The sequence below is a fragment of the Lwoffella lincolnii genome (genome assembly GCF_037201985.1).
GTDB classification, from domain to species: domain Bacteria; phylum Pseudomonadota; class Gammaproteobacteria; order Pseudomonadales; family Moraxellaceae; genus Psychrobacter; species Psychrobacter lincolnii.
In genome coordinates, this window is sequence record NZ_CP147511.1 from 821373 (window position 1) to 837780 (window position 16408).

13 protein-coding genes are annotated in these 16408 nt (G+C 42.8%); 6 read left to right on the forward strand and 7 right to left on the reverse strand.

Annotated elements, in window-relative coordinates; translation table 11 throughout:
* Positions 1-62 precede the first annotated feature (62 nt).
* From WDM69_RS03730 to WDM69_RS03740, 3 genes are all read right to left on the reverse strand, one after another.
* On the reverse strand, positions 63-1589 hold the full coding sequence (locus WDM69_RS03730; protein ID WP_338755718.1) for a protein adenylyltransferase SelO: 1527 nt from the start codon (positions 1587-1589) through the stop codon (positions 63-65).
* Positions 1589-2791, reverse strand: a complete 1203-nt coding sequence (locus tag WDM69_RS03735; protein ID WP_078306290.1) for an acyl-CoA desaturase — start codon at positions 2789-2791, stop codon at positions 1589-1591. Before WDM69_RS03735 ends, WDM69_RS03730 begins: the two co-directional genes overlap by 1 nt.
* Before the next feature lie 496 nt (positions 2792-3287).
* On the reverse strand, positions 3288-4616 hold the full coding sequence (locus tag WDM69_RS03740) for a translocation protein TolB (protein WP_338755719.1): 1329 nt from the start codon (positions 4614-4616) through the stop codon (positions 3288-3290).
* A 448-nt stretch (positions 4617-5064) separates the two neighbouring features.
* On the opposite strand from WDM69_RS03740, the gene ftsY reads away from it, so the two are divergent.
* The gene (ftsY, locus tag WDM69_RS03745) at positions 5065-6051 is read left to right on the forward strand and encodes a signal recognition particle-docking protein FtsY (protein ID WP_240494854.1); all 987 of its coding nucleotides are present in this window, start codon (positions 5065-5067) and stop codon (positions 6049-6051) included.
* A gap of 75 nt (positions 6052-6126) precedes the next feature.
* Here ftsY and WDM69_RS03750 read toward each other — a convergent pair whose 3' ends face one another.
* Complete coding sequence (locus tag WDM69_RS03750) at positions 6127-6870, reverse strand: YebC/PmpR family DNA-binding transcriptional regulator (protein WP_078306483.1); 744 nt, start codon at positions 6868-6870, stop codon at positions 6127-6129.
* A gap of 219 nt (positions 6871-7089) precedes the next feature.
* On the opposite strand from WDM69_RS03750, the gene WDM69_RS03755 reads away from it, so the two are divergent.
* Positions 7090-7926, forward strand: a complete 837-nt coding sequence (locus tag WDM69_RS03755) for an ion transporter (protein WP_078306484.1) — start codon at positions 7090-7092, stop codon at positions 7924-7926.
* Between the two features lie 98 nt (positions 7927-8024).
* On the opposite strand, the gene WDM69_RS03760 is transcribed toward WDM69_RS03755, so the two are convergent.
* Positions 8025-9329, reverse strand: coding sequence for an ABC1 kinase family protein (locus WDM69_RS03760; protein ID WP_078306485.1), 1305 nt, complete (start codon positions 9327-9329; stop codon positions 8025-8027).
* Positions 9330-9488: 159 nt separating this feature from the next.
* Positions 9489-10004: a type II 3-dehydroquinate dehydratase gene (gene aroQ, locus WDM69_RS03765; protein WP_143823242.1), complete on the reverse strand. Its 516-nt coding sequence runs from the start codon at positions 10002-10004 to the stop codon at positions 9489-9491.
* Positions 10005-10493: 489 nt separating this feature from the next.
* Here aroQ and WDM69_RS03770 point away from each other — a divergent pair, with 489 nt between their 5' ends.
* The gene (locus WDM69_RS03770) at positions 10494-10706 is read left to right on the forward strand and encodes a cold-shock protein (RefSeq protein WP_078306486.1); all 213 of its coding nucleotides are present in this window, start codon (positions 10494-10496) and stop codon (positions 10704-10706) included.
* A gap of 163 nt (positions 10707-10869) precedes the next feature.
* Here WDM69_RS03770 and WDM69_RS03775 read toward each other — a convergent pair whose 3' ends face one another.
* Positions 10870-12246: an MATE family efflux transporter gene (locus WDM69_RS03775; protein WP_078306487.1), complete on the reverse strand. Its 1377-nt coding sequence runs from the start codon at positions 12244-12246 to the stop codon at positions 10870-10872.
* Positions 12247-12569: 323 nt separating this feature from the next.
* Here WDM69_RS03775 and hemW point away from each other — a divergent pair, with 323 nt between their 5' ends.
* From hemW to WDM69_RS03790, 3 genes are all read left to right on the forward strand, one after another.
* Positions 12570-13820 (forward strand): radical SAM family heme chaperone HemW, encoded by a 1251-nt coding sequence (hemW, locus tag WDM69_RS03780; protein ID WP_338755720.1) that lies wholly within the window; start codon positions 12570-12572, stop codon positions 13818-13820.
* Between the two features lie 135 nt (positions 13821-13955).
* The gene (locus tag WDM69_RS03785) at positions 13956-14513 is read left to right on the forward strand and encodes a tRNA (cytidine(34)-2'-O)-methyltransferase (protein WP_338755721.1); all 558 of its coding nucleotides are present in this window, start codon (positions 13956-13958) and stop codon (positions 14511-14513) included.
* 159 nt (positions 14514-14672) lie between these two features.
* A complete protein-coding gene (locus WDM69_RS03790) occupies positions 14673-16349 on the forward strand; it encodes a carbon starvation CstA family protein (RefSeq protein WP_078306490.1) in 1677 nt (558 codons plus the stop codon).
* Positions 16350-16408 lie beyond the last annotated feature (59 nt).

Below are 16408 nucleotides of genomic sequence, written 5' to 3' on the forward strand. Positions count from 1 at the left end.
GTTGTATTTTTTAAAAACTGATAAAAACATTCTATCATTATATGGTTGCCATTGGCTATAGGTTAAGATGAACAGCTCAACGCCACCGGTCTTTGTCCCTTTGGTAAGACCAACAGGTCGGTATCACAAGCAAAGCCATGCTCATCAAATGGTTTGGCAAGCAAATGATACAGTCTGTCAACTTCGCTAAAATCTTGGGCTTTTGCTTGTGTGATGGCACGTTCTAGCATGCCATTACGCACAATGTATAAAGGATTTGTGTTGCTAAGTTGATTGATGGTTTTTGTTTCGTCTGTTATTGCCGTCAGATAACGCTGTCGCCAAGCCTGCCATGTGATTTTTGCAGTGGCACTCAACTGTTTTTCAAATTGTTGTGATAAAAATTGGTGGACACCGCTTGCCCCATCAAACAATCCTAACAGACCACGAAAGCTGTTATTATAATCCAACTGGTTTTGATGAATCAGCATCACAAAATCACGTGCCAGTTCATCATGGTTATTTTTATGGCCATTATCATGGCTGGTTGCGTTGGTCAAATCCTGCTCTAACCTGTGATTTAAACCCAAACCCAAACGCTGACACATCAGATGACGATATTTGGTGATGAATTCTTTTTCAAACTGCCCTAACGCCATGTCCAGCTTAGCTCGAGACAGACTTTGCACACTGCCCACACGGTAACGCAATAAATGTGGCAATGTGGTTTGTAAGTTCCACAAAGCCATGCTTGGTTGATTGGCATGGGTGTATCGCCCAAAGCTGTCAGAATGGTTGCTAATCCAGTGGGGGTCTAGTCGTTCCATAAAGGCATAAGGGCCAAAGTCTATCGTTGCTCCTGTTAAAGATAAATTATCGGTATTCATTACCCCATGAATAAAGCCGTAAGCTTGCCAATACGCCATCAGTTGGGCAGTTTTGCGAATGATTTGCTCGGTCATCGCCAAAATAGGCAGTGGGGCATCTTGACAATCAGAAAAATAAGTCTGCATGACATGGTCAATAAATCCATCAAACAAATCAGGGGCATAACTTGCCACCCATTCAAGATGCCCAAGCCGTATATGACAATTCGCCACTCGCATCAAGGCAGCAGCGGTCTCAACCTGCTCACGATACACTGGCAAATCAGAGCTGACAAAGCCCAACGCATTTGATGACGCAATGCCCAAATGAGTGAGGGCATGACCACCCAGATATTCTCGAATGGTACTGCGTAATACCGCACGACCATCACCCATGCGTGAATAAGGGGTACGCCCCACACCTTTAAGATGTAAGTCTGTCAGCTTACCATGATTGTCGATGACTTGAGCCATCAGTAAGCCACGTCCATCACCAAGTTGACCTGCCCAATGTCCAAATTGATGCCCAGCATACGCCATGGCAAGGGGGGCAAAGCCGTCTGGTATGTGTTGCCCTGCGATGATGTCCACCCAATTTGTCATTAAATTGACATCTTGAGACCAGCCAATATGCTCTGCCACTTGATGATTAAAATGCCCAATGACTGGATTGGGCAAAGGATTGGGGGCTTGACGATGATAAAGTCTTTGGTCTAGCTGATTGTATTGGTTGCAAAATTGCATCAGACCGATACTCGATATAATTGTTTAAGCACACTTTCTAACTGCTGACTGTGGGCATAAATTTTTTGTTCGATTTGCTTGTATTGATCTTTAAGTGCTTCATCTACTTCATGCAACCGTTCTGAGAATTCATTTTTTTTCATTTCAATGCTTTTCTTTTTTAATGCTTGCCATTCTTCGACCGTGGCATTAAAGGCATGATACTCATTGGTAATTTTGGTTTTGATGTTATCAAAGTCCATTAAATTAATATTCATGCTGGTGATTTTGTCCATACGAGCATTGGCACGAGTAAACTGCATCTGAACTTCAGCATGTTTGATGGTGGCATCATCAACGGTGCGTAAATCATTGGCTAAGCCAACTTTTGATAGTGCCAAAATTAACCACTTGGTTGGGTCGTATTGCCACCATTTAACGCCATTACGGTAGTCGTATTGAAAGTAGTGATGATAGTTATGATAACCTTCCCCCCAGGTAAAAATTGCCAACACAAAGTTATCACGAGCGGTGTTACTGTCGGTATAAGGGCGTGAGCCAAACATGTGGCATAAAGAATTGATAAAAAAAGTAAAATGATGCGTCAATACCAAGCGTAGCAAGCCTGCAATAATCAATGTGCCTGCAATATCACCAATCAACCAACCCACCAGTGTCATGATACCGATGTTGGTTAGTAATACCCAAATGCCATAGTATTTGTGCTGAATTTGTAATATTGGGTCTTTGAGTAAGTCGGGAATGTTTTTATAATCAAACTGTCCGCTGGGGTAATTTTTTAACATCCAACCAATGTGGCTAAACCAAAAACCACGGCGAGCAGAGTAGGGGTCTTTGTGTTCATCATCGACATGGCGGTGATGTGTACGATGTCCAGAACACCAGTCAAATGCCGAACTTTGCACCGCAAAAGTTGCTCCCAAAAGCAAAAAATATTTAACCATGGGGTGAGCGGTATAAGCACGGTGAGCTAACAAACGGTGATAGCCTGCGGTGATGCTCAAACCTGTCCATGCCATCATAAAGGCAAATAGCCACCAAACTGATGCGTTAAATTGATGTGTCCATAGATACCAAGGTACTAAAATCAGTGCCAGTAAAGGTGTGCTGACCAATATCACAGCAGGTATCCAGTTGATAGAAGCGTGGGTAAAATCATGTTCATGTTGGTTGGCGGTATCATGTTTACGGTGTGTGCTCATGGGAGATGTTCCTTAATCATCAATCATTTATCAAATATTCATCAATCAATCATCGTGCAATGTCATGATTTTAAATAACTGAGCTTATTTTACTAAAAATATTAATTCTAGTGAACACTTGTAACGCATTATTTTTATCCTCCGTTGCCGTAAAACCACAGCCTTCAGGCGGTGGATATAAGGCAATTGTTAAATGCGATAAGTTTTGCCATACTCATCTCACTATATTCAATGTCTTACATTCCACAGTTAAGTTAAGACTAAATTGCGAGTACGCAGTAACTTAACTGGTAAGACGTTTCCAAACACACACTTAAGCTAATTCGTGTCTATGACAATCCTAACGGTAGGATTAGCTTAAAATAAGAACCTAAGATGTACGGTGTGTCGTACGGGCGGTTGCCACTATCTTAGGCTTGCGGTCGGGCTTGACCGTCTGGGAGCAGGAATCCCCGCACTTTAGGGCGGGGAGGAAGTCAAGGTTTGATTGGTGATTTTATTTGGCGGATTTTGACCAGACAGGTGAGCGAATCACCCCATTGGCAGTCTTACTAAAACTTTGTCCACCTGTCAATGAGCGTATGTTTATCACCCCATGATTGCCCTGCTTACTGGCGAACACCACCCGATTGCCACTGGGTGAGAAGCTGGCGGCTTCGTCAATGCCTGTGTTGCCTAAATTGGCAATCATCGCACCTGAGCCACTATTCATGATGGCGACACTGCGACCATTTAAAAAGGCAATATGATTGCCATCTGGGCTGATAGATGGTGTGGTGGCATAGTTGCCCACTTTTGACACACGGCTGATTTGCCCACTGCCAAATGTATAGCGATATATCTGTGGGCGGTTGACCCCAAGCTGGTCAGAGACAAACACAAACGAGCGACCGTCAGGGGCAAAGCTTGGCTGGATTTCATTACTTGGTAGACTTACCAAGCGTTGCACACTGCCTGTGCCTAATTGCAACAGATAAATATCAGCATTGCCCTGAAAACTGCTGGAGAACAACAGTTGACTGCCATCTGGGCTAAATGATGGGCTTAAATTATTGCCTTTATAGGGAGTAACCAACCTTGCACCACCACCATCGGCGTTTTGCACATAAATGACTGGCAATCCTTTAGGACGTTGTACGGCATAAGCAAGGGTGCGGCCATCAGATGACCATGTGGGTGAAAAAATTGACCCCTTGACTTGTGTGAGTGTGTGGGCATTTTCACCAGTCGCATCTATGATTTTTAGCTTAGAGAGTTTATTTTCGCCACTGCCTTGCTCTTCAATGTAGGCAATACGACCAGTAAAGTCACTTTCTTTACCTGTGATGAGTGAATAAATCTTATCGGCAACCACCAAACCTGCCAAATTTCGACTGCTGGTATTGTTGCTGACTTGGGTGCGTTGCTTGCCTTCCAGCACTCGCCCGCTCATCACATCGATGACTTCATATTCAATTACCAGTTTGCCTGCTTGACTGTGGGTGCTGCCAACAACAAGATAAGGAATACCAAGCTGTTGCCACTGTGATAAAGTGGCGGATAAATCGGTACTGCTGTGTGGCATCTGTGGTAGGTTTTGACTGGTAACGTTAAGCTCACTGCTGTTTAATTCTTTGATAACAATCGGCGAAATCACCCCATCATTGGCAAACGGCACAAACGCCACTTGGCTGTTTTGTTTGGGAGCAACAAACTCAATTTCAATGTCGGTATCGACGGCTTGAGCGGTTGGCATGATGGCGATTGTCAAGGCAACGCATAAAGATGATGCAAGCATGTGATGCTTGGATTGATGAAGTGGCCTATGGGTGGGTTTCATGGACATGGGTGGTATTCCTTGATGGCATGTTGGATATTGCTGTTAGCGATTAATGGCATGATGAAAAGTGATTAATATTAATATGGATAATCGCCAGCATGACTGATTGCCAGTATAACAAAGAAAAAAGCCTGACCGAAATGGAAATTTTCAACAAAAAACGGCCACTTACTGGGCAAGCAAACATGCGGTCTTTGATAAATGTGCTAAACTAACTGCATTTTATATTCAAATTCAACTTATATTCAAATTCAACAACTTTATCAATAGGTGCTGTATGGCTTCTTCTAACGACATGTCTAATCACAAGATTGACCCTTTATCAAGTACAACATCAAGCACAATTGCTTTTTCACAAGACGCAAACAACACCAAAGAATATCCAAATCGTATTGTCATTGAACTGGACAACACGTTGGGCAGTTTAGATGATGACGACGTGACTTTACCAAATATGAATTTGCCAAATGTATCAGACCCAAACGTAAGCCAAGACAAAGCAGAAAACAAATCGGCAGGTGGTTGGTTTAGCCGTATGAAATCAGGTTTGAGCAAATCACGCAAAAATTTGGCTGAAGGCATGGTTAATATTTTAATTGGTGGTAAAGAGATTGATGATGAACTGCTTGAAGAAGTTGAAGACCAGCTGTTGGTGGCAGATATTGGGGTAGAAGCGACCAATCGCATCATCACCAATCTGACTGAACAGACGGCAAGGGGAGATTTGATTTATTCCAATGCCTTATATAAAGCCTTGCAACAGGAACTGGTGGGTATTTTAAGCCCAAAAGTTGCCCCTTTACAGATTGATTATGCTAAACGTCCGTTTGTGATTTTGGTGGTTGGGGTGAATGGCGTGGGCAAAACCACCACCATCGGTAAACTGGCAAAACGCTTACAACACCAAGGCAAATCAGTGATGTTGGCGGCGGGTGATACGTTTCGAGCGGCTGCCACTGAGCAGTTGCAAATTTGGGGCGAGCGTAATGGCATTCCTGTGGTCGCCCAAGGTCATGGCTCAGACAGTGCATCGGTGATATTTGATGCCATGCAATCAGCCAAAGCCAAAAATATTGATGTGCTGATTGCAGATACTGCAGGTCGTCTACAAAATAAAACCAATCTGATGGCAGAATTAGAAAAAGTGGTCAGGGTGATGAAAAAAGCAGATGACACCGCACCCCATGAAACCATGATTGTTCTAGATGCAGGCACAGGACAAAATGCCATCAACCAAGTACAAATCTTTAATGATGCTGTGCCACTAACAGGCATTACCATCACCAAACTTGACGGTACTGCCAAAGGTGGCGTGGTGTTTAACATTGCAAATACCGCAGACATTCCCATTCGCTTTATTGGTGTGGGTGAGTCTATCGATGATTTACAGGCATTTAAACCAAAAGAGTTTGTGTCAGCATTGTTTGAAACCGATAAATGAGGGTGTCATTTAGCCACCAGAAGATGTGTTACCAGATTTGCCACTAAGCTACTGAAGCCATTGAGCCACTAGCCACTAAAGTTGTGCCAATATCTCTTCATGAATGAAGACATTGGTGTAGACTTCTTGTACGTCATCTAAGTCTTCTAACATGTCAATCATTTTGATGATTTTTTGAGCGTCTTCAAGATTATCAATCTCAGCGGTGGTAGATGGCGACATGGTCACTTCAGCATTGTCTGAGACCAAGCCTGCTGTGTCTAACGCATCTTTAACTTGACCAAAACCATCAGGCTCGGTGATGACCAATAACTGTTCGCCATCGTTTTCAATGTCGATGGCCCCAGCGTCCAACGCCACCATCATTACTTCATCTTCTAATGACACATCATCAAAGACAATTTCACCACGTTTGCTAAATAAATACGCCACTGAGCCAGATGTGCCAAGGTTGCCATCATATTTGCTAAACGCATGACGCACTTCACCCACGGTACGATTGACGTTATCAGTCATGGTTTCAACCAAGACTGCCACCCCACCAACGCCATAGCCTTCATAGGTAATTTCACTCATCTCACCACCTTCACCATTGCCAGCCCCCCGCTCAATGGCACGGTTAATGGTGTCTTTGGTCATGTTGGCGGATAGGGCTTTTTCAACTGCTGCACGCAGGCGTGGGTTACTGTTGGGGTCTGGGTCGCCTTGTTTGGTGGCAGATATGATTTCACGGATAATTTTGGTAAAAATTTTGCCACGTTTGGCATCTTCTTTGGCTTTGCGATGTTTGATGTTTGCCCATTTGGAATGTCCAGCCATGATGTCTCCTAAATTCAATTTAAATCAATGAAATACAATTAAATGCAATGTTGGTATAATAGATGGTGTGTGCATCACATGCGTGTTGTTTTTAGTGTAAGTATGACATTGTCAATGTTGCATTATTATAGTCAATTCCATGCCACATCGCCACTGTTAAGACCCCACATTGTTAAGACTTCACATATAAGACCCTCATCAACATAAACAAGCCACCACATGAAACAAACCTCCAGTTCCAGTAATCGCATCAGCAACTTACGCAATCACATTCACATCATCATCGAAGGCACAGACACACGCATGGGCAGGCTGTTTGACATTTTATTGTTGATTGTCATTGTTGCCAGTGTTGCTGTGGTGATGTTAGACAGCGTGTTTTATATGCGATTAAAATATGGGGTGGTGTTTTTTTATGCTGAATGGTTTTTTACCATTTTATTTACCATTGAGTATGGGTTACGTTTGTTCTCCGCTCCCAATCGTTTGCGTTATGCCTTTAGTTTTTTTGGTATTGTTGATTTGTTGTCGCTGTTGCCCAGCTATTTAAGTTTGTTCTTTGCAGGTGTGCATTATATTTTGGTGGTGCGGATACTTCGGCTGCTTAGAATATTTCGAGTACTTAATCTTGCCACTTATATGCAACAGGCAGGTTTTTTGGTGGCGGCACTAAAAACCAGCCGTCATAAGATTTTTGTGTTTTTTTTGGCGGTGTTGTTGCTGGTAACCATTTTTGGTTCGGTGTTGTATGTGGTTGAAGGTCCAGAAAACGGCTTTACCAGCATTCCTTTATCCATCTATTGGGCGGTGGTAACCTTAACCACAGTTGGTTATGGCGACATTTCCCCAAAAACTCACGTCGGACAAGCCATTGCAAGCATGGTGATGATTACGGGTTATTCCATCATTGCCGTGCCAACAGGCATTTTTACATCAGAGCTTGCCAAAAATATGCGTCCCCAACTACACCCAATCATTTGCCCTAACTGTGGCAAGTTTGGTCATGCGTCAGGGGCAAACTTTTGTGACCGTTGTGGGCATGATTTGCATGTTTAATGTTTGACTAGGCTAAGTTTTGGGTTTTGGCGTGTTTGTGCTAAATTCAATGGGTCAATGATTGTTTAATGATTTTTTAATGATTGTTCAATTATTGTTTAATATTGATTAATGTACTGCTTAACCAAAGGCGATAAGTCAATATTAACACCAAGATTGACTAAGTTCCAATATTGTCCAGACACCGTTCTATCCACCATCATGGTGGTGGCAGATGGTTGAAATTGGTTAAAATACTTCAGAGATTCTTTTGCCTTGGCAATGGCGTCATGATGCACTTGACTGCCAGCAAAATCAAATGAACCCTGTTGATAAGGGGTAATGGATAATGGTTTTAGCATGATGGCTAGCCAGTCGTGATAAAATTGTGCTGGCACGATGTCATCATCTTGACGGCGAATCCCCAACGCCACCAAATCTTGTTCAAGAGCGGTTACATCAGCTTTGATGGCATGACGCACCACCCGCTTAAACAAATCCACTTGTGCTTGACTGTAGGTGCGAATGCCACCAAAATCATACGCCACCACACTGCCATCAGGGCGAAAGGCAAAGTTGCCAGGGTGGGGGTCGCAGTGTAGGCGATATAGTTCAAACAGCTGACTGGCACTAAAATGAAACAAGTTGCTGGCGATGCGTTGCTTAATCTGATTATCCCACGTTGTTGCCACCGATAATGGCTCACCCAATTCTTGACTTAAAGTCAGTACTCGTTTGGCACAGTGACTGCCGATGACTTTTGGGATAACCAAACCATCATGCTGAGCGTGAAAGTTAGCAAAGACTTTTAAGTTTTGGGCTTCTTTGACATAATCCAACTCTTCTTTTAGGCTCTGGCGGATTTCAGCAAAAATTTGCTCTTGCAAGTACTTACTCATATTGAGCACACCTGTCAGTCGTAGAGCCATGCGGATTTGTTTTAAGTCGCTTTCGCAGTTGTCTTCCACATCAGGATATTGCACCTTGACCACCACAGGTGTGCCATCAGGCAGTATGGCTTTATGCACTTGTCCAATGGAAGCGGCGGCAAATGGTGATTCATCAAATTGTTGATACAGCTCATCAATGGGCTTGCCAAGCTCCTTTTGTACTTGCTGTTTGATGATGTTAAAGGGCATGGGCGGTGCGTTATTTTGTAATTTTTCGAGTGCTTTTGCCACTTCAGGGGGGAAAATGTCTTTATATTGTGATGCGATTTGTCCCACTTTCATCACCGCTCCTTTCATCTCACCTAAGGTATCGGCGATTTGAATGCCCACATCTTGCAAGAGTTCAGAACGGGCCTTTAGGCGTGCTTCTTCATCAGATGAAAAATGTTTAAAAGAATTTTTGGCAGCCCGTCCTGCAATGCCTGCGGTCATGCCTGCCAGTTTTAAAAAGCGTTTTTTGGAGCTTTGGCTCATAAAGTATCTCTCATCAGGTGTTTATTGTCGTTTTGTTGGCATAAATTTATTGACTGTGTATTTTGGTTGACTGTCAGTTGTCGCTTGGTATTGTCGCTTATTTTATTGACATCATCAGATGATAAAAACCGTGTCTTAACTAATCGTGTCTTAAAGGTCTTAAGAAGCATAAAGAGTGTTTAAAAAGTAATTAAGTGCCATGTCATAGCCTTGATGCCCAAGCCCACAAATCACCCCCACCGCCACATCACTAAAGTAAGAATGTGAGCGAAACGGCTCACGGGCATGAATGTTGGATAAATGCACTTCAATAAAGGGTAAGGCAGTTGCCAGTAGGCAATCTCTTAGAACCACTGACGTGTGTGTAAAACCAGCAGGGTTGATGATGATGGCATCGACCAAATCAGTGGCGTTGTCTGGAATGGCGTTGGCTTGTTGGGTATGTTTGATTGTGTGTTTGGTAATGGTGTCTAACAGCTCGCCTTCGTGATTAGATTGAATGCTGATGATATCAACGCCATGCTCAGATGCTTTTTGGCGTAGGCGATTTTCGATGTCTGCCAAAGTGGTGTTACCATAGATGTGTGGTTCACGTTGCCCAAGTAGTTGTAGATTTGCCCCATTGACCAATAGGATTTTGTGATTTAGGGTTGACAGATTAACAGTAGATTGCATAAAAAGTCTCAATATAAAAAGCCTTAATGATGCCTTAGGTATGATTTAGGCGATGATGTCAGGTGTATGATGGGTGTCATGATGGTGTTTTCAATGAATGGCATGGCTTTAATATGGTTTTGACATGGCTTTATTGTTACATGGTTGTTGGTGGCTGTCAGCATCATCAGCATTAAATGATGAAATTTATGTTAAAAACCTTTGCCAGCTTGACATTACATGCTATGATTTATTTTAGATGATATTTATTGCTGAGATGTTACTTAATGATATTATTTAAGATGTTACTCAATAATATGACTTAAGTCATGTTGGTAATGGCTATTATCTGTTTGTTTTTAACTTTTAGTTCGGTGATGTAAGCAAGATACCCAAAGTTTGTTTGATTTTAACTGAGTTAATTTAACTAAGTGAATTTAACTGAGTGAACATCGTGTTTGTTGAGCATTCATTGCGGTAGATTGTCGCACTTGTTTAGGAAATTTTATTATGTCAGAACGTGAACAAGGTGTCGTTAAGTGGTTTAACGACTCTAAAGGCTTTGGTTTCATTCAACGTGAAAGCGGTGAAGATATTTTTGTCCATTTTCGTGCCATTCAAGGTGACGGCTACCGCTCTTTAAAAGACGGTCAAAAAGTTGAGTTCAAGGTGGTTGAAGGTCAAAAAGGTCTTCAAGCCGAAGAAGTAACTAAAGTTGACTAATGGTTGACTTGTTTTTTTAGGCATCTTTTTATACATCTGACACATCATCATGGTTGCATATTGATTGATGTGTGTTTTGATGTGTAAGGTTGATGTCAGTTGGACTCAATACACTGAAATAACGGCAAAGGTGTTGCCGTTATTTTTTATTGTGGTTCTTATTTTAAGAAACTGACTGGCTTAGACCACGTTGTAATTGTTGATTTAATCGCATGGACAACAGCACAGCCGCCAAACTTAACCCCATCACCAGTGCCAACCAAAATCCTTTTGCCCCCATGTCAGTAAAACGCACCAAATATATCCCAAGTGGCAACGCCACCAACCAATAACAAAACATGGTCAGCCACATGGGAATCGCCGTGTCTTGCATGCCACGCAAAATACCAGCAATATTGACTTGCCAAGCATCAATGATTTGATACGCAGCGGCAAATAATAACAGCGTTATGGCGGTTTGTTGCACAGCCATATCATCGGTAAATATCTTTGCCAATGACAGCCGAAACATCAATACCCCAAGCATACACACAAATGCGATGGCAGTCGCCCAGCACAAACCTGTCATGATGACTTCACGCATGGTCATGACATTGCCTTCCCCATAGCGATTAGACACCATAATGGTCAATGCCATGGCAATGGACATGGGTATCATGAATAACTGTGATGACACAGATAAAGCCACTTGATGGGCGGCTACCGCAAGCTCACCCAATGGGCTGATGACCAATGATGCCAAGCTAAATAGGCTGGCTTCAAAAAAAATAGAAATGCCAATGGGAATGCCAAGTTTTAATAACTTACGGATTTGGTTGCGATTGGGGCGAGTAAAGCCATAAAAAAACCGAGTTTGTTTAAACACATGATGCGATGAAAAAAACAAATAAGTTGCCAATGCCATGACATCAATCCACAGCACCAAGGCACTTGCTACCCCACAACCTGCACCACCTAAGGCAGGTATGCCAAGCCCCCCATGAATAAACCAATAATTGAGTGGAACATTTGCCATCAAGCCGATGATGCTGATGATGGTTACAGGCTCAGGGCGACCCAAGGCTTCGCAATAGCTACGCAATACGGCATAAGCTGCCAAAGCAGGGAAGCCAAATGATACCCCATGCAAATAGGTGGTTGCCAATGGTTGAATGTTGTCAGGCACACCCATCAATGGCAATAATAAGGGAGCAACATTGACCAGCCCCATGCCCATCACGCCAATCAGCATGGCTGCCCATAAAGATTGTTGGGTAATAAATGGCACATGGTGATGCTCATCACGCCCGACCATCTCACCAATCAATGGGGTGGTGGCAATCAAAATGCCTGTTGCCAATAAAAATATTGGCAGCCAAATGCCTGAACCAATCGATACCGCTGCCAAATCCAATGCTGAAACTCGCCCTGCCATAATCGCATCAGTTACCCCAAGGGCAGCTTGGCACAGCTGAGTAATCAAAATGGGAATCACCAACAACCACAGACGGCGACTATGTTGAGTAAATTGAGTGATGGTAAGCCGAGTGAATAAAGCCATAAGTACCTGTATGTCATAAAACCCTAAGGTAAAAAAAACAAAAAAGGTAAAAAAACAAAAACAAAAGTAAAAAAAACAAAATCGTGAATTGAACAATTCAACTGGTAATTAAAAAGATGGGTTGCTACAATTTGCGTTTAAATACAAAATGTGTGTTTAAATACAAAAATCGATGGTCAAAAAAGGGAAAATACTCCCTCTTTTTTTTAGCAAAAGCTCAGTAACATTTAGATAGATGCCAGCATAAACTCGCTACCTTAACAGACAATCGTTGGCAAAACCAGCGTTTGTTGATTCATTGTTCACCCAAAAAAGCAATCCACATGTCGAAATCTTTATTAGACCCAAAGTGTGTGCCATTGGCATTGTACATTCATGTGCCATGGTGCATTAAAAAATGCCCCTATTGTGATTTTAATTCACACCCATTGACCGATGCTGACCAATTTACGGCGTATGTTGATGCTCTGTTGGCAGATGCCAACGCTCAAGTGGCATTGGCACAACAACGCCCTATTGGCTCTATTTTTATCGGTGGTGGCACGCCTTCATTATTACCAGTGGCTGAGTTTGAGCGGTTGTTTGTGGGCTTGCAACGGCAATATCGCTTTACTGATGATATTGAGATTACTTTGGAAGTCAATCCTGGTACGGTGGAACATGCCCCTTTTGCTCAATATCTTAAACTTGGCATTAACCGTTTATCCATTGGGGTACAAAGTTTTGATGCCAATCATTTGGCACGATTGGGGCGTATTCATGATGGCACACAGGCAAAAACGGCCATAGAACAAGCAAGGCAGGCAGGGTTTCATCGGCTTAACGTGGACTTAATGCACGGTTTACCTAAGCAAACGCCCAGCTCTGCTTTGAGCGACTTGACCCAAGCGTTAGACGCAGGAGCGACACATTTATCTTGGTATCAGCTGACCATTGAACCAAACACGATATTTTATCGTCGTCCTCCCATCTTGCCCGATGAAGATGGGTTGGCAGATATTGAACATATGGGGCGGACAGCACTGTTGCAAGCCAACTTTAACAATTATGAAATCTCAGCATGGGTCAGTAAGCAAGACATGTCTTGTCGCCATAACGTGAATTACTGGCAATTTGGTGATTATCTGGCAATAGGGGCAGGGGCACATGGCAAAATCACCACGGATACTGACACATTAAAAGACACATTGGCAATGATGGGTGGTACAAGTGATGTCATCAATCATCATGATGATGGGGCATTTGTTGTGTGTCGTTTTAGCAAATCTCGGTTGCCAAAGGATTATTTGACTTATCAAACTGCCCCTAAGATGGTTTCTTTAGATGTCATTAACAATAATCAGCTGGTTGGGGAATTTATGATGGATGCTTTACGTCTGTCGCAAGGCTTTACCTCACGGTTGTTTGGTGAACGTACAGGGCTGGCATGGGCAAGCGTTGATTTGACCATACAGCGATTGCAACAGCAGGGGTTGTTACAGATTCAAAATGGAGCGATTGACGATGGTCATACCGTTTGTGCCACTGAGTTGGGCAGGCGCTATTTGAACCAAGTGATTGCAGAATTTTTATAAAAAATAGGATTGACACAATTAGGGCTGACACAATCATGCCAATATCATCACTGATAATCAGCCCCATTCTATTGGTAACCAAATAATATTTGGCAAATAAATTTTGGCAAATAAATATTGGTAAGTAGGTTAAGCATGACAAAAACAAATTCCTTTAAAATTCATATCGTCTTAGTCGCTCCAAAAATACCCAGCAACACAGGCAACATCATTCGATTATGTGCCAATACAGGGGCAGTTTTACATTTGGTGAAGCCTTTGGGGTTTGATTTAGATGATAAGAAGTTGCGACGAGCAGGGCTAGATTATCATGAATATGCCCATATGCAGGTGCATGATGATTGGCAACATCTAAAAAATAGCCTAAGCAATGATAATTGTCATACATTATTGGCATTAACAACCAAACAAAGCCGACCATTTTATGATGTCGTGGCGGATTATGTCGCTGATAAGAAACAAGTGATGAGTCAAACAGGCAACTTGATTGATTTGGCGTTGGTGTTTGGTTCTGAAACAAATGGCTTGCCTGATGACATTCGAGAAGACATTGGGCAAAACAATTGGCTAAGGCTACCCATGTTACCGACTTCTCGCAGTTTAAATTTGTCCAATAGTGTGGCGATATGTTTGTATGAAGTGTGGCGGTTAATGGACTTTGCGATGGCTTATGAGGTAAAAAATGATGGATAAAAAAATGACATGTGAAAAATGATGGATAAAAAATGATGGATAAAAAATGATGTGTCATGGCATAACTTTTGCTACACTGTTGCAGTTGTGATGTTACTTTTTAGCTTTTTTATTATTCATTCTTTATTTTGCTGATGGTTTTGGCAAGGAAGATGCTTTATGAACAGTGTCATTATTTTGGTTTTGGGCGTGATGGGCATGCTCTTAGGTTACTTTTTTTATTCTAAGTTTGTTGCCAGTCGCATTTTAGGGCTGGACAATTCTCGAACCACACCCAGCCATACCCTACAAGATGGGGTGGATTATGTACCAACCAATAAGTTTGTGTTATGGGGGCATCACTTTACTTCAGTGGCAGGAGCGGCACCGATTATTGGTCCTGCGATTGCGGTGATTTGGGGTTGGGTACCTGCCTTTATTTGGGTGGTGTTTGGCACAGTGTTCATGGCAGGCGTGCATGACATGTCTGCTGTGTGGGCAAGCATACGTAATAAGGGGCAGTCCATTGGTACGATTGCTGGCAGTGTCATGGGTGGGCGTGTACGCACCTTGATGATGGTGGTGATTTTCTTGTTGTTATTGATGGTGAATGCGGTGTTTGGTGTGGCGATTGCCAACATGATGATAAAAACACCATCATCTGTGCTGCCTGTTTGGGGAGCATTGGTGGTGGCGTTCATCATCGGTCAGTGCATTTATCGGTTTAAGATGAATTTGCCGATTGTCTCATTGATTGGGGTGATTGCCCTTTATGCGTTGATATATTTTGGTCCGATGTTTCCCATTGTGTTGCCAGAGATGGTGATGGGTTTGCCTGATAATGCGGTGTGGATTTTGATTTTGTTTACCTATGCTGCTGTTGCATCATTATTGCCTGTGTGGGTGTTGTTACAACCCCGTGATTATATCAATGGCTTACAGCTGTTCGTGGGGTTAATTTTATTATATGCGTCCATTTTTATTGCGTCGCCTGATGTGGTTGCCCCTGCCTTTAATACCAACTTGCCAGCAGGAACACCGCCCATCATGCCACTGTTGTTTGTGACCATTGCCTGTGGGGCGATTTCAGGATTTCATGGTTTGGTGGCAACAGGAACAACATCTAAGCAAATTGACCAAGAAGAAGATGCCCGTTTTGTCGGTTATTTTGGTGCATTGGGTGAAGGACTTTTGGCGTTGGGGGCAATTTTGGCTGCCACGGCAGGCTTTGCGTCTTTTGCTGATTGGCAAGCGGTATATCAAAAGTTTGGCGATGGCTCTATTGGGGCGTTTATTGATGGTGGTGCGACCATTTTAAACCAAGGTGTTGGCATTGAGATTGTGTTATCACAAACCATGCTGACAGTGATGGCGGCATTGTTTGCAGGCACAACAATGGACACAGGCGTGCGTTTGCAACGCTATATTTTTCAAGAATTTGGTGAAATTTATCATCTGCCAGCCCTACAAAAAGGGTCAGTCGCCACCTTGCTGGCGGTTGGAACGTGTCTGCTGTTGGCGTTTGGGGCAGGTGGTATTGACGGCTCTGGTGGCATGATTATCTGGCCATTATTTGGCACAACCAATCAGTTGATGGCGGCATTGACCTTGATGATTGTTACCGTGATTTTATTGCGTCATGGCAAAACCGTGTGGTATACCCTTGCACCATTGAGCTTTTTGTTGGTGATGTCCGTGTTTGCGTTGTTATTACAGCTAAAAACCTTTTATACCGATGGTAACTGGCTATTGATTTTCTTAGACATTGTGATTTTGATTGCGACCATCATGGTGGCGTTTGAAAGCTTCTCTGTTTTAAGAAAAGAATGGCACATTCATCGAACCAAAGCATCTTAAACCAAATGTTTTAAACTAAGCATTTTAAATTAAGCATTTTAAAATAGGCATCAGCTCAT

Coding starts and splice junctions, on each gene's coding strand:
- WDM69_RS03785 (WP_338755721.1), top strand. CDS start 13,956: ATGACAAAAACAAATTCCTTTAAAATTCATATCGTCTTAGTCGCTCCA.
- WDM69_RS03730 (WP_338755718.1), bottom strand. CDS start 1,589: ATGCAATTTTGCAACCAATACAATCAGCTAGACCAAAGACTTTATCAT.
- WDM69_RS03775 (WP_078306487.1), bottom strand. CDS start 12,246: ATGGCTTTATTCACTCGGCTTACCATCACTCAATTTACTCAACATAGT.
- WDM69_RS03760 (WP_078306485.1), bottom strand. CDS start 9,329: ATGAGCCAAAGCTCCAAAAAACGCTTTTTAAAACTGGCAGGCATGACC.
- ftsY (WP_240494854.1), top strand. CDS start 5,065: ATGAATTTGCCAAATGTATCAGACCCAAACGTAAGCCAAGACAAAGCA.
- WDM69_RS03750 (WP_078306483.1), bottom strand. CDS start 6,870: ATGGCTGGACATTCCAAATGGGCAAACATCAAACATCGCAAAGCCAAA.
- WDM69_RS03740 (WP_338755719.1), bottom strand. CDS start 4,616: ATGTCCATGAAACCCACCCATAGGCCACTTCATCAATCCAAGCATCAC.
- WDM69_RS03770 (WP_078306486.1), top strand. CDS start 10,494: ATGTCAGAACGTGAACAAGGTGTCGTTAAGTGGTTTAACGACTCTAAA.
- WDM69_RS03755 (WP_078306484.1), top strand. CDS start 7,090: ATGAAACAAACCTCCAGTTCCAGTAATCGCATCAGCAACTTACGCAAT.
- WDM69_RS03735 (WP_078306290.1), bottom strand. CDS start 2,791: ATGAGCACACACCGTAAACATGATACCGCCAACCAACATGAACATGAT.
- hemW (WP_338755720.1), top strand. CDS start 12,570: ATGTCGAAATCTTTATTAGACCCAAAGTGTGTGCCATTGGCATTGTAC.
- aroQ (WP_143823242.1), bottom strand. CDS start 10,004: ATGCAATCTACTGTTAATCTGTCAACCCTAAATCACAAAATCCTATTG.
- WDM69_RS03790 (WP_078306490.1), top strand. CDS start 14,673: ATGAACAGTGTCATTATTTTGGTTTTGGGCGTGATGGGCATGCTCTTA.